The sequence below is a fragment of the Saccharothrix sp. 6-C genome (assembly GCF_016695385.1).
Classification (GTDB): Bacteria; Actinomycetota; Actinomycetes; order Mycobacteriales; family Pseudonocardiaceae; genus Actinosynnema; species Actinosynnema texasense.
Window position 1 is genome coordinate 6562804 of record NZ_CP064192.1, and the last position, 15935, is coordinate 6578738.

Consider the following 15935-nt stretch of genomic DNA (forward strand, 5'->3'; position numbering starts at 1 on the left):
GAACGTCGTGCCGACTTGGGTGTTGATCGTCGTGGCGGTGGTCGCGGTCGTGGTGAAGAGGTTCCGCGGTGAGCCGGTGAACGTGCGCGACCTCGCCGTGCCGCCGCTGGTGCTGCTGGGCATCGGGGTGTACGGGCTGAGGGAGGTCGAGCTGACCGCCGCCGACTGGGGGTGGCTGGTCGCGGGCGCGGTGGTCGGCCTCGCGCTGGGGGTGGCGCGCGGCGCGACGATCCGGCTGTTCGCGCGCGACGGCGTGCCGTGGCAGCGGTACACGCCGTGGACGCTGCTGGTGTGGGCCGGCTCGGCGGCGGTGAGCCTGGGGCTGGGCCTCGCCGCGTCGGCGGCCGGCGCCCCGGCGGACGCGCGGCCGGTGACGCTGTCGATCGGGATCGGCCTGCTCGGCGAGGCGATCCCGATCGGCTTGCGCCTGCTGAAGGCCGCCTAGCAGGCCGGGAAGAGGCGGCGCGTGCCGCCGGGCGCGGTGCGGGCGGCGGGATCGCTGAAGCGGCAGCCGTAGTCGGGCGCGGCGACCGCGGCCGGGTCGTCCACCACGTCGCCGGCGGGCCGCCGGCCGGTGTCGGCCCAGGTCACCAGGTCGTCCCAGGCCGTGCCGACCTCGGTCGGGCTGAACTCGCAGTGGCCGACCGCGCGGATCGCCCGCTGCACGAGCAGGTGGCCGCGGCCGTTGCGCTCGACGTCGCGCTCGTAGAGCTGCTCCATCGAGAACGGCACGAACAGGTCGCCGAGGTCGTGCAGCGACAGCACCGGCGCGGTCGGGCGGCCGGCGATGCGCGGCACCTCGATCAGCTTCGGCGTGACGCGGGCCCTCACGTCCGTCGGCAGCACGCGCTGGACCTCGCGGTTGACGTCGACCGGCGCGTTCGGCTCGTAGCGGGTGAGGACGTTGGTGGCGAGCCGGCCCGGGTTCGCCGCCAGGTCCTCGCCGGACGAGGTGGCCGCGAGGCGGAACAGGAAGTCCTTCCAGTACGCGACCGCGGGCGCCGCGCCGGGCCGCGGGCCGCCGCTGCGGTCGGCGACGACCGAGGCGAACTGCGCGCCGCGCTCGTTCGGCGTGCCGGTCAGCCCGAGCTCGGCCTCGACGCGCGGCAGGACCGCGGTCAGGTAGTCGGCCGGCGCGGGCCAGGCGTGGACGCCGCTGACGGCCTGCGCGACCAGGGTGAAGTCGAGGATGAAGTCGAACAGCTCCTGGTCGCCGAGCACGCCGCACAGCGGCAGCGCGGCCTCGTAGAAACCGGGGAACTGCTCCAGCGACCGGCCGATGACGTGCCCGCCCATGGAGACGCCCGCGATGAACGTCTCGCGGGGCTCGCCGACCAGCTCGCGGAAGTGCCCGGCCAGGGCGCGCGTGCTCAGGACGCCGGCCTTCACGTCGTAGTCGTTGGCGTAGTAGCTGGACGAGGCCCAGGCGAAGCCCTGGTCGAGCAGCTTCTGGCGCAGCCCGTACTGGGGCGGGTCGACGGTCAGCACGGTGCTCGCGCCCCGGTAGCCGTGCGCCCACATGACCAGGCGGCCGTTCCAGCGCGGCGGCACCTCGACCGCGTAGGCCGCGTGCTCGTGCACGCCTTGCAGCACGCGTGACGGCTCGCCGCCGACCAGCGCGGGGGGCAGCGGCGGGTTGCTGATCGTGTAACCGGGCAGCGGCTGGTCACCGGGCGGCGTCGAGGCCGCGGCCGGTGGCGCCACCAGCACCAGGACGAGCGCCAACCCGGAGATCCGTCGCATGCGGGCCATTCTGCTCACCACCGCAGGCCGGCCACCAGGTCTTCGTGGGTCAACTGGTAGTTCAACGGATAGCCGACCCGGATGACGTCGTCCTCCTCGCGGGTCAGCCGCGCGCCGGGGAACACCCGCGCGACCAGGCGCAGCATCGGCTGGTTCTCCCCCAGCACGTCGCCGTGCAGCTCGACGTAGCTCAGGTCGGCGGCCAACCGGCTCAGGGCGGCCATCAGCTCGGTGCCGACGCCCTTGCGCTGCCAGGGGTCCACCACGGCGAGGGCGATCTCCGCGGTGTCCTCGCCGGTGGCGATCAGGCGGGCGATGCCGACGGGCGCGCGGCGGCACTCCGCGACGACGGCGACCTTGCGACGGCCGTCGAGGTCGGTCAGCCGGCGGCGCATGGACGCGGTGAGGCGGGGCACCGGGGCGTGGAAGCGCAGGTAGCGACTCCGCGGCGACAGGCCGTGGAAGACCGCGTCGACGGCGTGGCCCGCCTCGGCGGCGTGCAGTTCGCGGACCTTCATGGCGGACGCCCCTTGAGTTCGGATTCCGAACCCTAGCTGGATTCGTTTTCCGAACGCAAGGGGTATCGTCAGCGGGCATGGCCCACGTGAAGGTCGCCGACGAGCTGTGCACCCTCTCGCTGCCCGCCGCCCTGCTGGGCGAGCGCTGGACGTTGCTGCTGCTGCGGCAGGCGTTCCTCGGCACGCGGCGGTTCGAGGACTTCCAGACCGAGATGGACATCTCGCGCAGCGTGCTGACCGAGCGGCTCGGCACGCTCGTCGAGGAGGGCATCCTGCGCCGCGAGGCGTACAAGGACGTGCGGACGCGGTACGAGTACCGGCTGACCGAGAAGGGCCTGGAGCTCTACCCGGTGCTGATGGCGCTGCGGAAGTGGGGCGACCGCTGGATGTCCCCGGCCGAGGGCCCGTCGTTCGACGTGCACCACCGCTCGTGCGGCGGCGACATCGGCGTGCACGTGTCGTGCGAGGGGTGCGGCGCGGAGCTGACCGCGCGGGACGTGCGCGTCACGCCGCTGCGCGACTCACGTGCGTGAGGCCAGCACCTGCTCCACGGCCGAGACCACGAAGATCAGCCCCAGCAGCACGGCGAACATGACGAAGTAGACCGTGTGCTCCTGCAGCTCGGCGCGGTCGGCCGCCCACACGTCCATGGCGGTGAACGCGGTGAACCACCCGAGCCAGCCGACCACCGCCGCGGCGAGCCACCGGGTGCTGCGCCGCGCCACGGCCGCCACGGCGACCAGGCCCAGCACCAGCTCCACGACCTTGACCAGCCAGATCACCGGCATCACCCAGTCGGCGCCGAGACCGAGCGTGGCGTCGAGGTACCGGCCGACCTGCTGCTGCCGGTCCTTCCAGCCCAACGGGAGCTCGACGGCGTTCAGCACCCCGAACAGCGCGAGGAACACGCCGATCGGGAGGAACAGCCGCGACCACCGGGCACTGCCGCCCAACACCGGACTGCCGGTCATGGCCACCCCCTTCACCTGGGGGAATGATGACCCGGCAGCGCGGCGGGCGAAGTACGGCTGTCCGTACCTCGCCGTGGGTGACGCACCGACCGCGCTCGGTGCGCGGCGGCGCGGCTCAGTGCGCGGCCGCGTCCCAGGACCGGCCGACGCCGACCGAGACCTCCATCGCCACCGACAGCCGGTAAGCGCCGCCCATCTCGGCGCGGACCAGCGCCTCCACCTGCTCGCGCTCGCCCTCGGCGATCTCCAGCACCAGTTCGTCGTGCACCTGCAGCAGCATCCGCGACCGCAGGCCCGACTCCTCCAGCGCGCGGAACACGCCCAGCATCGCGACCTTGATGATGTCCGCCGCGCTGCCCTGGATCGGCGCGTTCAACGCCATCCGCTCGGCCATCTCCCGGCGCTGCCGGTTGTCGCTGGTCAGGTCGGGCAGGTAGCGCCGGCGGCCGAGGATCGTCTCGGTGTAGCCCTTCTTCCGCGCGTCCTCGACCACCGCGTGCAGGTAGTCGCGCACCCCGCCGAACCGGGCGAAGTACGCCTCCTTCTGCTCCCGCGCCTCGGCCGCCGAGATCCGCAGCTGCTGCGCCAGCCCGTACTCCGACAGCCCGTACGCCAGCCCGTACGACATGGCCTTCACCCGGCGGCGCTGCTCGGCGGTGACCTCCGAGGTCGGCACGGAGAACGCGCGCGACGCGACGAACGTGTGCAGGTCCTCGCCGCTGCGGAACGCCTCGATCAGGCCCGCGTCCTCCGACAGGTGGGCCATGATCCGCATCTCGATCTGGCTGTAGTCCGCGGTCATCAGCTCGGCGTAGCCCGGCCCGACCACGAACGCCTCGCGGATGCGCCGGCCCTCGTCGGTGCGGATCGGGATGTTCTGCAGGTTCGGGTCGGTGGACGACAGCCGGCCGGTGGCCGCGATCGTCTGGTGGAACGTGGTGTGGATGCGGCCGTCGTCGGCCACCGACTTGAGCAGCCCGTCCACGGTCGACTTCAACCGGGTCACGTCCCGGTGCGCGAGCAGGTGCTGCAGGAACGGGTGCTCGGTCGACTCGAACAGGTTCTGCAACGCGTCCGCGTCGGTGGTGTACCCGGTCTTGGTCTTCTTCGTCTTCGGCATGTTCAGCTCGTCGAACAGCACCGTCTGCAGCTGCTTGGGCGAGCCGAGGTTGATCTCCTTGCCGATCACCGAGTACGCGTCCTGCGCGGCCTGCTTCACGCCCGCCGCGAAGTGCGCCTCCAACGCCGCGAGGTGCTCGGTGTCGATCGCGATGCCGACCGCCTCGACGTCGTCGAGCACCACCATCAGCGGCAGCTCGAGGCTCGCCAGCAGCGACTCCTGACCGGTGTTCACCAGCTCCACGTCCAGCGCGTCGGCCAGCTCCGCCACCGCGAACGCCCGCACGATCGCCGCCTGCGCGGTCTTCTGCCGCTCCTCCTCCTCGTCGGCCAGCAGCGACAGCTGCCCGTCGTCGGGCTCCTCGGCCCGCAGCTCGCGCTGGAGGTAGCGCAACGCCAGGTCGTCCAGCGCGAACGACCGCTGGCCCGGCCGCACCAGGTAGGCGGCCAGCGCCGTGTCGCTGCTCACCCCGCGCAGCTTCCAGCCGCGCGCCCGCAGGGCCCGCAGCGGCAGCTTCAGGTCGTGCGCCGCCTTGGCCACCGACTCGTCGGCCAGCCACGCGGCCAGCGCGTTCTCGTCGGCCTCGGTCAGCGACGCGACCTCGAAGTACCCGCCCTCGCCGCCGACCGCGGCCAGCGCCAGGCCCTCCAGGTCGCCGCCCGAGGCGCGGAACGCGATGCCGACCCGGCCCGAGCGCGCGTGCGCGTCGAGCCACGCGGCCACCCCGCCGACCGGCACCGGGCCGCCGCTGACCGTGAAGCCCTCCTCGGCCTCCGGCTCGGCGGTGGGCAGGGTGGAGAACAGCCGGTCCCGCAGCACCCGGAACTCCAGCTCGTCGAACAGCCGGTGCACGGCGTCGCGGTCCCACGGCCTGGCTTCCAGCTCGGCCGGGCCCAGCGGCAGCTCCACGTCCCGCACCAGCTCGGTGAGCTGCCGGTTCAGCATGATGTTGGCCAGGTTCGCCCGCAGCGCGTCGCCGACCTTGCCCGGCACCTCGTCGACGTGGTCGACCAGGCCGTTGAGCGAGCCGAACTGGGTGAGCAGCTTCACGATGGTCTTCGGGCCGACGCCGGGCGTGTTCGGCAGGTTGTCCGACGAGTCGCCGCGCACCGCCGCGTAGTCGGCGTACAGCTCGGGCGGCACGCCCTGCTTCTCCAGCACCAGCTCGGGGGTGTACCGGGCCATCTCGGACACGCCCTTGACCGGGTACAGCACCGTCACCTTGTCCGTGACCAGTTGCAGGGCGTCGCGGTCGCCGGTGCAGATCAGCACCTCGAAGCCCAGCGCCGTGGCCTGCGTGGTGAGCGTGGCGATCAGGTCGTCGGCCTCGTAGCTGGCCTTGGACAGCACCGGCACGTTCAGCGTGCCCAGCACGTCCTCGATGAGGCTGACCTGGCCGCGGAACTCGTCCGGCGTCTCGCTGCGCCCGGCCTTGTACTCCGCGTAGGCCTCGGTGCGGAAGGTCTTGCGCGAGACGTCGAACGCCACCGCGATGTGCGTGGGCTTCTCGTCGCGCAGCAGGTTGATGAGCATCGACGTGAAGCCGTAGACCGCGTTGGTGGTCTGGCCCGTGCCCGTCTGGAAGTTCTCCTTGGGCAGCGCGAAGAAGGCGCGGTAGGCCATGGAGTGACCGTCGACCAGCAGCAGGCGGGAGGCTTCTGAAGTGCTCACGGGCCGAGTCTAGGGTGAGGGTCCGACAGCACCGCACCGACTGGAGCACACGTGACGCCAGCACCCGAGGACGTCCCCGGCGCCGACCTGGCCGCCGCGCCCGAGCAGCTCACCTCGAAGCTGGGCATCGAGATCACCCGATGGGATGCCGACAGGCTGGTCGGGACGATGCCGGTGAAGGGCAACCGCCAGCCGTACGGGCTGCTGCACGGCGGCGCGAACGCGGCGCTGGCGGAGACGCTGGGCTCGGTCGCCGCGGCCATGCACGCGGCGCCGGAGCGGCTGGCCGTGGGGCTGGAGCTGTCCTGCACGCACCACCGGGCGGTCACCGAGGGCGTCGTCACGGGGGTGTGCACGCCGATCCACCGCGGTCGCAGCACCGCCACCTACGAGATCGTGATCACCGACGAGCAGGACCGGCGCGCCTGCACGGCGCGGCTGACGTGCTTCCTGAAGGAAGCCCCGGCGAAAGACCAACCGAAGGTGTGAAGGTGCGGTTCGGTCGTCCGAGGTGTGCAATGCAAGGTGACCCGGTGAGGCGGAGGTGGCCGTGCGGCGTGTGGTGTTGGTGATGGCCGTGGTGCTGGCGGCGGCCGGGTGCGGTGGCACCCCGGTGGTGGCCGGGACCGGGACGACGACGAGTCCGGCGGCGACCTACCCGGTGCCCGCGCAGACGGTGCGGCCGGACGAGAAGCCGCTCAAGATCCCCACCACGGCGGACGGCGACACGGCGTTCACGCTGGTCGGCCTGACCGCGGAGATGCCGACGCTGATCGGCAGCCACGCCGAGTTCCACGCCAAGGGCCAGTTCGTCCGCATCCGGATGAGCGTGATCAACAACGGCCGCAGCAGCGTGTCGTTCGCCGCGCGCCGCCACGTGCTGATCGACGACCGCGACGTCGAGCACACCGTGGACACGCAGGCGATGACGATCAAGCGGCAGCCGGAGACCATCGACCTGGGCGCGAACGTGCGCCTGGAGTACGACGTCTACTACGACCTGCCCACCGACGCGAAGCCGCTGGCCCTGCGCGTGTACGGCGGGCCGACGCTGACCGACCTGAAGGACGAGTCGGGCACCGAGATCCCGCTGGCCCAGCCCTGAGGGCCGGGCCTGCGGGCCCCGGGCTTTCAGTGACCGCCGAGGTACGCCGCGCGCACCTGCGGGTCGTCCAGCAGCTCCGGACCGGGCGCGCTCTTCACGACCCGGCCGGTCTCCAGCACGTACGCGCGGTCGGAGAGCTTCAGCGCCTGCTGCGCGTTCTGCTCGACCAGCAGCACGGTCGTGCCGCGCTTGTTGATCTCCTTGATGATCTCGAAGATCTGCGCGATGAGCATGGGCGCGAGGCCCATCGACGGCTCGTCGAGCAGGAGCACCTTCGGCTTGGTCATCAGCGCCCGGCCGATGGCGATCATCTGCTGCTCGCCGCCGGACATGGTGCCGCCGAACTGGCTCTTGCGCTCGGCCAGCCGCGGGAACAGCTCGTAGACCTCGGCCAGGTCCGCGTCGAGCGCGTCCTTGCGGGTGAAGGCGCCCATCAGCAGGTTCTCCTGCACCGTCATGCCGGGGAACACGCCGCGGCCTTCCGGTGACTGGCCGATGCCCGCGATGACCCGCTTGTGGCCGGGCATCTTCGAGATGTCCTCGCCGTTGAACAGCACCTGGCCGCTGGTCAGCGGGCGCAGCCCGGAGATGGTCTTCAGCGTGGTCGTCTTGCCCGCGCCGTTGGCGCCGATGAGCGAGACGATCTCACCGTCCTCGACCTGCAGGCTGATGCCCTTGATCGCGGCGATCTTGCCGTAGTGGACGTGGATGTCCTTGAGCTCAAGAAGCATCTTCGGACACCCCCAGGTACGCCTCGATGACCTTCGGGTTGTTCTGCACCTCTTGCGGGAGCCCTTCTGCGATCAGCTGGCCGAAGTCCAGCACCGCCACGCGGTCGCTGACGCCCATGACCAGGCTCATGTCGTGCTCGATCAGCAGCACGGTCCGACCGCTGTCGCGGATCTTGCGGATCAGCGCCTGCAACGACTCCTTCTCGGCCGGGTTCATGCCGGCCGCCGGCTCGTCGAGCAGCAGCAGCTTCGGGTCCGTGGCCAGCGCGCGGGCGATCTCCAGCCGCCGCTGGTCGCCGTAGGGCAGGTTCTTCGCGGTCTCGGTCATCCGGCCGGGGATGCCGACGAAGTCGAGCAGCTCCCGGGCCACCTCGCGGCCGCGCTTCTCCTCCTTGCGGTGCCAGGGCAGGCCGAGCGTGGCGCCGACCGCACCGGTCTTGTGGTGCGCGTCCGCGCCGACCATCACGTTCTCCAGCGCCGACATGTTGTGGAACAGCCGGATGTTCTGGAACGTGCGGGCGATGCCCAGCTTGGTGATCTTGAACCGCTTGGTGCCGTCGATCCGGGCGCCGTTGAACAGCACCTGGCCCTCGGTGGGCTGGTAGACGCCGGTGACCACGTTGAACACCGTGGTCTTGCCCGCGCCGTTGGGCCCGATCAGGGCGAAGATCTCGCCCTGGCCGACGCTGATCTTCGCTTCGCGGAGCGCGACCACGCCGCCGAAGCGCATGGTCACGTTGTCCAGCTGAAGGACGGGAGTGCTCACTTGGCCGCCTCCGTCGAGACATCGGTGTCCGGACCCGCGACCTCGGCGCCCATCGCGCCCATGCCGCCGGTGCCCTCGTGCAGTTCGGCCTTGCGCCTGCGGGAGGGCAGCAGGCCCTCCGGCCGCAACGCCATCATCAGCACCAGCACGCCGCCGAACAGCAGGATGCGGTACTCGGCCGGGTCCTTGCCCAGCGCGTGCTTGAGCCATTCGACCTCGCGGAACCGCTCGGGCAGCCAGGCGATGACGAACGCGCCGAGCATGACGCCGGGCAGGTTGCCCGCGCCGCCGAGGACGACCGCGGCGAGGATGGTCGCGGACAGGATGAACGGGAACGTGCCCGGCTCGATGAACACGGCCTTGCCCGCGTAGATGCCGCCGGCCAGACCCCCGATCATGGCGCCGATCGCGAACGCGAGCAGCTTGAACTTGAACGTCGGCACGCCCATCAGCTCGGCCGCGTCCTCGTCCTCCCGGATCGCCGCCCACGCGCGGCCGACGCGGCTCTTCTGCAACCGCACCGAGAAGACGATCACCACCACGATCGCGGCGACCATCAGGTAGTAGTACGGCGCGGGCAGCACGCCGAAGTCCAGGCCGATGGCCGGCATGTCCGTCGGGTGCGGGATGTTCGGGATGCCGCGCGCGCCACCGATCTCGTCGGTGTTGTTCGCGGTGATGCGGATGATCTCACCGAAGCCGAGCGTCACGATCGCCAGGTAGTCGCCGCGCAGCCGCAGCGTCGGCGCGCCGAGGATGACGCCCGAGACCGCCGCCAGGAAGATGCCGAACACCACCGTCGGCCAGTACGACCAGCCGTGCTCGGTGGCGAAGTAGGCCAGCGTGTAGCCGCCGATGGCGAAGAAGGCGACGAAGCCGAGGTCGAGCAGGCCGGCTTGGCCGACGACCACGTTCAGGCCGATCGCCAGCAGCATGTAGGTGCCGATCGGGTAGATCAGCACCGTCGTCCAGTCCGCGCCGGGCGACATGAACGAGCCGATCCACGGCGCGGGCAGGATCAGCGCGAACACGAGCGCGCCGATGTAGACGACGAACCGCTGCCAGGTCTTGGCGCGTTCCCACCAGTCGCGGGCGCCGTCGAACAGGGCGCCGACGCGCCTCAACGGATTCGCGTTGCCAGTCACTCCGTTGCCTTTCATGCGCGGGCCTTCTGCAGGGATTCGCCGAGGATGCCGGTCGGGCGGAACATCAACACGACCACCAGCACGGTGAACGCGATCACGTCCTTCCACTCCGAACCCAGGAAGATCGCGCCCCAGTTCTCGATGAGGCCGAGCACGATACCGCCGAGCAGCGCGCCGCGCAGGTTGCCGATACCGCCGAGCACCGCCGCGGTGAACGCCTTGATACCGAGCACGAAACCGACGTTGAAGACGGTGTTCTCGAACTCCATCAAATACAGCGCGCCCGCGACGCCCGCCATCGCGCCACCGAGCAGGAACGTGACCCGCACGATGTTGTCGATGCTGACGCCCATGAGCACCGCGGCTTCGGGGTCCTGGGCGGTGGCGCGGATGCCGCGACCGATCTTGGTCTTGTTCACCAGGCGGTCCAGCGCGATCATCATGATGACCGCGGCGACCACGACGATGATGTGGTCGGTGCGCACCGCCGCGTTGCCGATGGTGAACACCGTGTCGCGGTCGACGATGCGCGGCGCGGACTGCTGGTTGCGCCCCGCGTTGCCGGTCAGCCAGGGAATGATGACCAGGGCGAACAGTTCCTGGAGGAACAGCGACGCGCCGATCGCGGAGATGAGCGCGGTGAGCCTGGTCGCGCCCTTGCGGCGCAGGGGCCGGTAGGCCACCACCTCCAGCAGCATCGCGGCGCCGCCGGAGATGGCCGCGGACGCCACGATGATCAACAGCATCACGCCGAACAGGGCGATCCCGGTCAGCGGCGACGCGGGCGCGATCGCCGTGATCACCACGAGCGACGTGAACGTGCCGATCATGAAGATCTCGGAGTGCGCGAAGTTGATCAGGCGCAGCACGCCGTAGACCATCGTGTAGCCGAGGGCGATGAGCGCGTAGATGGAGCCGAACACCAGTCCGCCCACCGTGCTGGGCAGGAACTGGTTGAGGAAATCATCAAGCATGACAGGTTGCCTCACGAGACGGGCGGGGAGAGAACTTCGCCATAGTGGTGGGGAGCGGGAGCTGTCGTTCCCACGACACTCCCGCTCCCCAGCGCGCCAGCTTGCTTACCTGATCCGTCCCGGATCAGCCCTCGAGCTTCGCTTCCTCCGCGGCACCCAGCAGCTTCACCTTGCCGTCGACGACCTGGTAGATGAAGATCGCGTTGTTCTCCGGCTCGCCGTTCGCCTTGAACTTGATCGGCTTGGAGACGCCGTCGAAGCTCACGCTCTTCAGGAAGTCGTTGATCTTCTCGCCGGTGGTGTTGCCCGCCTCGACGGCCTTGATGAACGCCGTCGCGGCGTCGTAGCCCTCGGTCGCGTAGATCGCCGGGTCGACGTTGGCGCTCTTCTTGTAGTTGTCGAAGAACGTCTTCAGCGCGCCGGTCACGTCGGGCGTCGGGATGTTGCACGGGCAGGCGAGGACGGCGCCCTCGGCGGCCTCGGTGCCCGCACCGGTGACGAGCTGCTGGTCGAGCGAGCCGTCACCGGAGGCGAACGTGGCCTTGACACCGCCGTCGCGCAGCTGCTTGAGCAGCCGGCCGGCCTGCGCGTAGTAACCGCCGAAGACGATCACGTCGGGGTTCGACGCGGCGACCTTCGTGACCGTGGACGAGTAGTCGGACGCGTCCTTGGAGAACTTGTCCCGCTCGACCGTAACGTTCGACTTCTCGAACGACTGGGCGACGGCGTCGGCCAGGCCGACGCTGTACTCCTGGTCGTCGGACAGGACGAACGCCTTCTTCGGGCTCTTGGCCTTCACCAGGAACTCCGCGATGCCGGGGCCCTGGTCGGCGTCGTTGGCCACGACGCGGTGCCAGTAGGTCCAGCCGTTCTGCGCCAGGCCCGGGTTCGTGGCCGACGGCGAGACGCTGGGGATCTTGCCCTCTTCGAGCTGGCCGCCGATGGCCTTGGACTCGCCGGAGAAGGCCGGGCCGATGAGGGCCACGATCTTGTCCTGCGTGATGGCCTTCGTGATCAGCGAGGTGGCCTGGTCGGCCTTGCCCTGGCTGTCGTACTGCACCAGCTCGATCTTGATCTTGGGGTTCTTGGCGTTGTACTCCTCGACCGCCATCACCGCACCGTTCCGGGGCGGGATCACGATCGCGGCGTTCTCGCCGGTGAGGTCACCCATGAACCCGATCTTGACCGAGGTGACGTCGCCACCCGCTTCGCCACCGCCGCCGCCTCCGGCACAAGCCGCGAGCACCAGCGACGAAGCCGCCGCCAGCGCCAGAACTCGGCCGAGTCGTGCTCCTGACACCGGAATACCTCCCATGACACCAACCATCCCGCCGGTAGGCGGAGCCCTCACACGAGGGCTTGGGTTAGGGAGGGAACGTAGCTTCAGTTGAGTTCGCTGAACAGGTGGTCTTACTGCTCTGTGTCCACATCGTGACGGTAGTCACCGGAAAATGCTCCGGAGTTAACAACCTCAAATCCAGCTCAAATCGCCGCAGGTCACAAGGTCAATGCGTGCAGTAACCGAGAATGACCGGCGGGGTGTCCGATACTCGAACGGGTATCACTCGGGGGATAGTCACCCGAAGTTTTCGATGACGGCTTCGGCCACGGCCTTCATGGTGGTGCGCCGATCCATCGCGGTCCGCTGCACCCAGCGGAATGCCTCGGGCTCCGACAGACCCTGCTTGGTCATCAGCAAACCCTTGGCGCGCTCGACCACCTTGCGCGTCTCCAGCCGCTCGGAGAGCCCGGCGACCTCGTTCTCCAGGGCCTGCAGCTCCGCGAACCGGCTCATCGCCAGCTCGATCGCGGGCACCAGGTCGCGCTTGGCGAACGGCTTGACCAGGTAGGCCATGGCGCCCGCGTCACGGGCGCGCTCCACCAGGTCCCGCTGGCTGAACGCGGTGAGGATGACGACCGGCGCGATGCGCTTGCCGGCGATCACCGACGCGGCCTCGATGCCGTCCACCTTGGGCATCTTCACGTCCATGATGACCAGGTCGGGCCGCAGCTCGGTGGCCAGCGTGACCGCCTCGTCGCCGTCGGCGGCCTGCCCGGCCACCTCGTACCCCTCTTCGCGCAGCATCTCGACCAGGTCGAGGCGGATGAGGGCTTCGTCCTCGGCCACGAGCACGCGCCGGGGCGCGACCTCGGGCTGGGCCTCGGCAGCCTGTTGGGTCACCGGGGTCCTCCTGACACTCTGACGGCGGCTCGACGCGGTCGCGTCGGACGAAACCGCAGTCTACCGGCGTGCGCCGCCCGGTCCGCGCGGTTATGCCGTGATCACGGCCACCGGTGACGACTTCGTCGGTTCGGACGCCCCCGCTCGACCGGACGCGGGGGCGGGAACGCCGCCGCCGCTCGACCGAACGCCGGGGTGGCCACCTCCCCGGACGGTGTCACCCGTCCGGGGAGGTGTCCGCTCACCTGACCGCCTGCGGCGGCTCCCACCAGCCCGTGACGCCCTCCGGCCACTCCATCGCGGCCAGCGCCTCCTCGTGCGCGGGGTCCGGGCCGTCGACCTCGCGCAGGAACAGGTCGTACCAGCCGGTGGAGATGCCGAGGCCGCCGCCGGCGCTGGGCGCCTCCACCGCGTCGGGCAGGCCGAACACCGGGTGCAGCAGCCGGTCCGCCACCGTCGGCACGCCCAGGCTCGCGGGCCACTCGACCCACCACCGGTCGCCCTGCGCCAGCGCGCGCACCCACGGCGCCGCGCCGAACAGGTGGTAGCGGCGCAGCACGGCGCTGCCCACGCCCGTCGGGTACGGCGTCCCGGCCAGGTGGTCCCGCTCGACCGGGGCGAGCGGGCCGTCGATGAACGTGCCGCCCAGGTTGCGGCCCTTGAGCAGGGTGCGCACGTACTTCAGGCCGTCGGCCCAGGCCCGCTCGTCCACGCCCGCGAGGTGCACCGCCGCGTCGAGCCCGACCAGCCGCAGCTCCACCGACCGCGGGTGGTGCACGACGCGCAGGCCGGCGACGCCCGCCACCCACGACTCGTCGTGGCGCGGCAGCAGCTCGTACAGCAGCGGCCCGAGGGCGTGCTCGGTGAGGTGCACGCGCAGGTGCTCCCCCGGCTCCACCGCGCGGAACGCGTGCGCCGGGCGCAGCATGCTCGCGGGCGGGCGCAGTTGCAGGTGCGCGCCCGCGTCCAGACCCGCTTGCAGCACCACGCACTCCAGCGCGCGCTGGTCGTCGTCCTCGGCGTCGGGCAGGAACAGGCCGCGCACGTCGGCCTGGCCGCGCAGCGCGTCGACCACGCGTTCGCGGCGGTCGTCGGGCAGGTCGTGCAGCACCGCCTTCACCGCGGGCACGGCCTGGGTGAGGTTCTCGCCGGTGTAGCTCCGGCGTAGGTCGACCAGCTGCTCGGTCAACGACGATCGCGCCATGGCAGTCCTCGCTCCCGCCGCCCGGCTCGGCGTGACAAGGACGCGACACGCGTCGGTCAACGGTCTTCGGTGGTACTCCATGAGCAGGGGTGCCCCCACCCCGCGGCGGATCTGCCACCCGTTGCCGGGGAGTGGCTCCAGCCTCACGTCTGCTCACGCACGCCGCCTCCGACGATAGCGCAACGTTGCCCGCGAGGCGTCGCGTCCCTAGCGTCTGGCGCATGGTGAGCGGGGCGGAGCGGTTGCTGGGTGTGCTGGCCGCGCACGGCGTCGAGGTCGTGTTCGGGCTGCCCGGCGTGCACAACCTGCCCGTGTGGGAGGCGTTGCGGACCTCGGGCATCCGGCTGGTCGGCGTCCGGCACGAGCAGACGGCGGTGTACGCGGCCGACGGCTACGCCCGCGCCACCGGCCGGCTCGGCGTCGCGCTGGTGACCACCGGGCCGGGTGCGGCGAACTGCCTGGGCGCGACCGGCGAGGCGTACGCGTCCGGGTCGCCGGTGCTGGTGATCGCCACCGACATCCCGTCGACGCTGCGCCGTCCCGGCGAGTACCGGGGCACCCTGCACGAGACGCGCGACCAGCGGGCGATGTTCCTGCCGGTGGTGAAGGGCGGGTGGACGCTGCGCGACGCCGAGTCGATCGGCGTCTACGCCGACAGCGCCGCGTTGCTGGCCGCCACCGCGCCGCAGGGACCGGTGTACCTGGGTGTGCCGACCGACTTCCTCACCGCGGACGCCGGCGTGTGGAACCGCATCCCGACCCGCGAGCCGTCGGTGCCGGACGTCACGGCCGGGGTGGAGCTGGTGGCCGCCGCCGAGCGCCCGCTGATCTGGGCCGGCGGCGGGGCCGCGCGGTCGGGCGCGGGCGCGGCGCTGGGCGCGCTGGCCTCGCGCATCGGCGCGCCGATCGTCACCACGTACGGCGCGCGCGGGCTGGTCGACCACCCGCACGTGGTGCACGGGCCGGTGCACCTGCCGGAGGTCGGGGCGCTGTGGGACGAGGCCGACCTGGTCATCGGGGTGGGCAGCGACTTCGACGGGATGATGACGCAGAACTGGCGGCAGCCCGCCCCGCCCCGGCTGCTCAACGTGAACGTGGAGGCGATCCGCAACTACCGGCCCGACGTGACGTTGCGCGGCGACGCGCGGATGGTGGTGTCGGCGCTGGTCGACGCCGTGCCCGAACGCCCGGACGGCGGGCTCGCCGGCCGGGTGGCCGAGCTGAACGACCTGGTGCGCAAGGCGGTCGAGGCGGACGAGCCGCGCGCGGCGCCGTTGCTGGAGGCGCTGGAGGGGCACCGGGTGGTGGCCGACATGTGCGTGGCCGGGTACTGGGTCGGCGGGTTCGGCCGGTTCACCGCGGCGCGCGGGCTGGCGTACCCGGTGGGGTGGGGCACGCTCGGCTTCGGCTTCCCGGCCTCGCTGGGCGCGGCGGTGACCGGGCGGGTGGTGGCGGTGTGCGGCGACGGCGGGTTCCTGTTCGCGGTCGGCGACCTGGCCACCGCCGCGCAGGAGCAGCTGCCGGTCACGGTGGTGCTGGTGGACGACGGCGGGTACGGGATGCTGCGGCACGACCAGGTGCGGCACGGGCACGAGCCGTTCGGGGTGGACCTGCGGTCGCCGGACTTCGTGGCGCTGGCCCGGAGCTTCGGCGTGGAGGCGTCCGCTGTGGACGGTTTCGGCGACGGTTTCCGGTCCCGCCTGGCCGACTACGCGGCGCGGTCGGGGCCGAACGTGCTGGTGGTGCGCTCGGCGGCGTTGAAGCCGCCGGTCACCACGTCGCCGCGGTGGTACCGCACGAGCTAG

The 15935-nt window shown here is 71.2% G+C and carries 16 protein-coding genes; 5 read left to right on the plus strand and 11 right to left on the minus strand.

Going from position 1 to position 15935, the window contains the following annotated elements:
* The first annotated feature begins 7 nt into the window (after positions 1 to 7).
* Positions 8 to 445 carry a DUF1453 domain-containing protein gene (locus tag IOD16_RS27625; RefSeq protein WP_201436703.1) on the plus strand — a complete coding sequence of 146 codons (438 nt, stop codon included), beginning with the start codon at positions 8 to 10 and terminating at the stop codon, positions 443 to 445.
* Here the strand turns inward: IOD16_RS27625 and IOD16_RS27630 are convergent.
* Together IOD16_RS27630 and IOD16_RS27635 are read right to left on the minus strand one after the other, a co-directional pair.
* Positions 442 to 1743, minus strand: a complete 1302-nt coding sequence (locus IOD16_RS27630) for a hypothetical protein (RefSeq protein WP_236594422.1) — start codon at positions 1741 to 1743, stop codon at positions 442 to 444. The genes IOD16_RS27625 and IOD16_RS27630 overlap by 4 nt on opposite strands.
* A 14-nt stretch (positions 1744 to 1757) precedes the next feature.
* Complete coding sequence (locus tag IOD16_RS27635; RefSeq protein WP_201436705.1) at positions 1758 to 2261, minus strand: GNAT family N-acetyltransferase; 504 nt, start codon at positions 2259 to 2261, stop codon at positions 1758 to 1760.
* Positions 2262 to 2338: 77 nt separating this feature from the next.
* Between IOD16_RS27635 and IOD16_RS27640 the strand changes: the two genes are divergently transcribed.
* A complete protein-coding gene (locus IOD16_RS27640; protein ID WP_123748439.1) occupies positions 2339 to 2794 on the plus strand; it encodes a winged helix-turn-helix transcriptional regulator in 456 nt (151 codons plus the stop codon).
* On the opposite strand, the gene IOD16_RS27645 is transcribed toward IOD16_RS27640, so the two are convergent.
* Positions 2783 to 3232 (minus strand): hypothetical protein, encoded by a 450-nt coding sequence (locus IOD16_RS27645; protein ID WP_201436706.1) that lies wholly within the window; start codon positions 3230 to 3232, stop codon positions 2783 to 2785. The two genes, IOD16_RS27640 and IOD16_RS27645, sit on opposite strands and share 12 nt — an antisense overlap.
* A 115-nt stretch (positions 3233 to 3347) precedes the next feature.
* Positions 3348 to 6023, minus strand: a complete 2676-nt coding sequence (gene polA, locus IOD16_RS27650) for a DNA polymerase I (RefSeq protein WP_201436707.1) — start codon at positions 6021 to 6023, stop codon at positions 3348 to 3350.
* A 51-nt stretch (positions 6024 to 6074) separates the two neighbouring features.
* Between polA and IOD16_RS27655 the strand changes: the two genes are divergently transcribed.
* Entirely contained in the window at positions 6075 to 6512 is a 438-nt protein-coding gene (locus tag IOD16_RS27655; RefSeq protein ID WP_201436708.1) for a hotdog fold thioesterase, read from the plus strand.
* A 61-nt stretch (positions 6513 to 6573) separates the two neighbouring features.
* Positions 6574 to 7128, plus strand: a complete 555-nt coding sequence (locus IOD16_RS27660; protein ID WP_236594423.1) for a DUF4352 domain-containing protein — start codon at positions 6574 to 6576, stop codon at positions 7126 to 7128.
* A gap of 26 nt (positions 7129 to 7154) precedes the next feature.
* Here the strand turns inward: IOD16_RS27660 and IOD16_RS27665 are convergent, their stop codons facing one another.
* The 7 genes from IOD16_RS27665 to IOD16_RS27695 form a co-directional block, all read right to left on the minus strand.
* Positions 7155 to 7859 (minus strand): ABC transporter ATP-binding protein, encoded by a 705-nt coding sequence (locus IOD16_RS27665; protein WP_123746259.1) that lies wholly within the window; start codon positions 7857 to 7859, stop codon positions 7155 to 7157.
* Entirely contained in the window at positions 7849 to 8589 is a 741-nt protein-coding gene (locus IOD16_RS27670) for an ABC transporter ATP-binding protein (RefSeq protein WP_123748436.1), read from the minus strand. Before IOD16_RS27670 ends, IOD16_RS27665 begins: the two co-directional genes overlap by 11 nt.
* 32 nt (positions 8590 to 8621) lie before the next feature.
* Entirely contained in the window at positions 8622 to 9785 is a 1164-nt protein-coding gene (locus IOD16_RS27675) for a branched-chain amino acid ABC transporter permease (protein ID WP_201436709.1), read from the minus strand.
* Complete coding sequence (locus IOD16_RS27680) at positions 9782 to 10744, minus strand: branched-chain amino acid ABC transporter permease (RefSeq protein ID WP_123746257.1); 963 nt, start codon at positions 10742 to 10744, stop codon at positions 9782 to 9784. Before IOD16_RS27680 ends, IOD16_RS27675 begins: the two co-directional genes overlap by 4 nt.
* 124 nt (positions 10745 to 10868) lie before the next feature.
* Positions 10869 to 12044 (minus strand): branched-chain amino acid ABC transporter substrate-binding protein, encoded by a 1176-nt coding sequence (locus tag IOD16_RS27685; RefSeq protein WP_236594425.1) that lies wholly within the window; start codon positions 12042 to 12044, stop codon positions 10869 to 10871.
* Positions 12045 to 12320: 276 nt separating this feature from the next.
* Positions 12321 to 12926: an ANTAR domain-containing response regulator gene (locus IOD16_RS27690; protein ID WP_201436711.1), complete on the minus strand. Its 606-nt coding sequence runs from the start codon at positions 12924 to 12926 to the stop codon at positions 12321 to 12323.
* Between the two features lie 241 nt (positions 12927 to 13167).
* Positions 13168 to 14130 carry a hypothetical protein gene (locus IOD16_RS27695; RefSeq protein WP_123746255.1) on the minus strand — a complete coding sequence of 321 codons (963 nt, stop codon included), beginning with the start codon at positions 14128 to 14130 and terminating at the stop codon, positions 13168 to 13170.
* A 221-nt stretch (positions 14131 to 14351) separates the two neighbouring features.
* Here IOD16_RS27695 and IOD16_RS27700 point away from each other — a divergent pair, with 221 nt between their 5' ends.
* Complete coding sequence (locus IOD16_RS27700; protein ID WP_123746254.1) at positions 14352 to 15935, plus strand: thiamine pyrophosphate-binding protein; 1584 nt, start codon at positions 14352 to 14354, stop codon at positions 15933 to 15935.

Excerpts from the sequence above, each read along its gene's own strand:
- IOD16_RS27630 (WP_236594422.1), bottom strand. The coding sequence starts at position 1,743 with ATGCGACGGATCTCCGGGTTGGCGCTCGTCCTGGTGCTGGTGGCGCCA.
- IOD16_RS27635 (WP_201436705.1), bottom strand. The coding sequence starts at position 2,261 with ATGAAGGTCCGCGAACTGCACGCCGCCGAGGCGGGCCACGCCGTCGAC.
- IOD16_RS27640 (WP_123748439.1), top strand. The coding sequence starts at position 2,339 with ATGGCCCACGTGAAGGTCGCCGACGAGCTGTGCACCCTCTCGCTGCCC.
- IOD16_RS27645 (WP_201436706.1), bottom strand. The coding sequence starts at position 3,232 with ATGACCGGCAGTCCGGTGTTGGGCGGCAGTGCCCGGTGGTCGCGGCTG.
- IOD16_RS27665 (WP_123746259.1), bottom strand. The coding sequence starts at position 7,859 with ATGCTTCTTGAGCTCAAGGACATCCACGTCCACTACGGCAAGATCGCC.
- IOD16_RS27670 (WP_123748436.1), bottom strand. The coding sequence starts at position 8,589 with ATGCGCTTCGGCGGCGTGGTCGCGCTCCGCGAAGCGAAGATCAGCGTC.
- IOD16_RS27675 (WP_201436709.1), bottom strand. The coding sequence starts at position 9,785 with ATGAAAGGCAACGGAGTGACTGGCAACGCGAATCCGTTGAGGCGCGTC.
- IOD16_RS27680 (WP_123746257.1), bottom strand. The coding sequence starts at position 10,744 with ATGCTTGATGATTTCCTCAACCAGTTCCTGCCCAGCACGGTGGGCGGA.
- IOD16_RS27695 (WP_123746255.1), bottom strand. The coding sequence starts at position 14,130 with ATGGCGCGATCGTCGTTGACCGAGCAGCTGGTCGACCTACGCCGGAGC.
- IOD16_RS27700 (WP_123746254.1), top strand. The coding sequence starts at position 14,352 with ATGGTGAGCGGGGCGGAGCGGTTGCTGGGTGTGCTGGCCGCGCACGGC.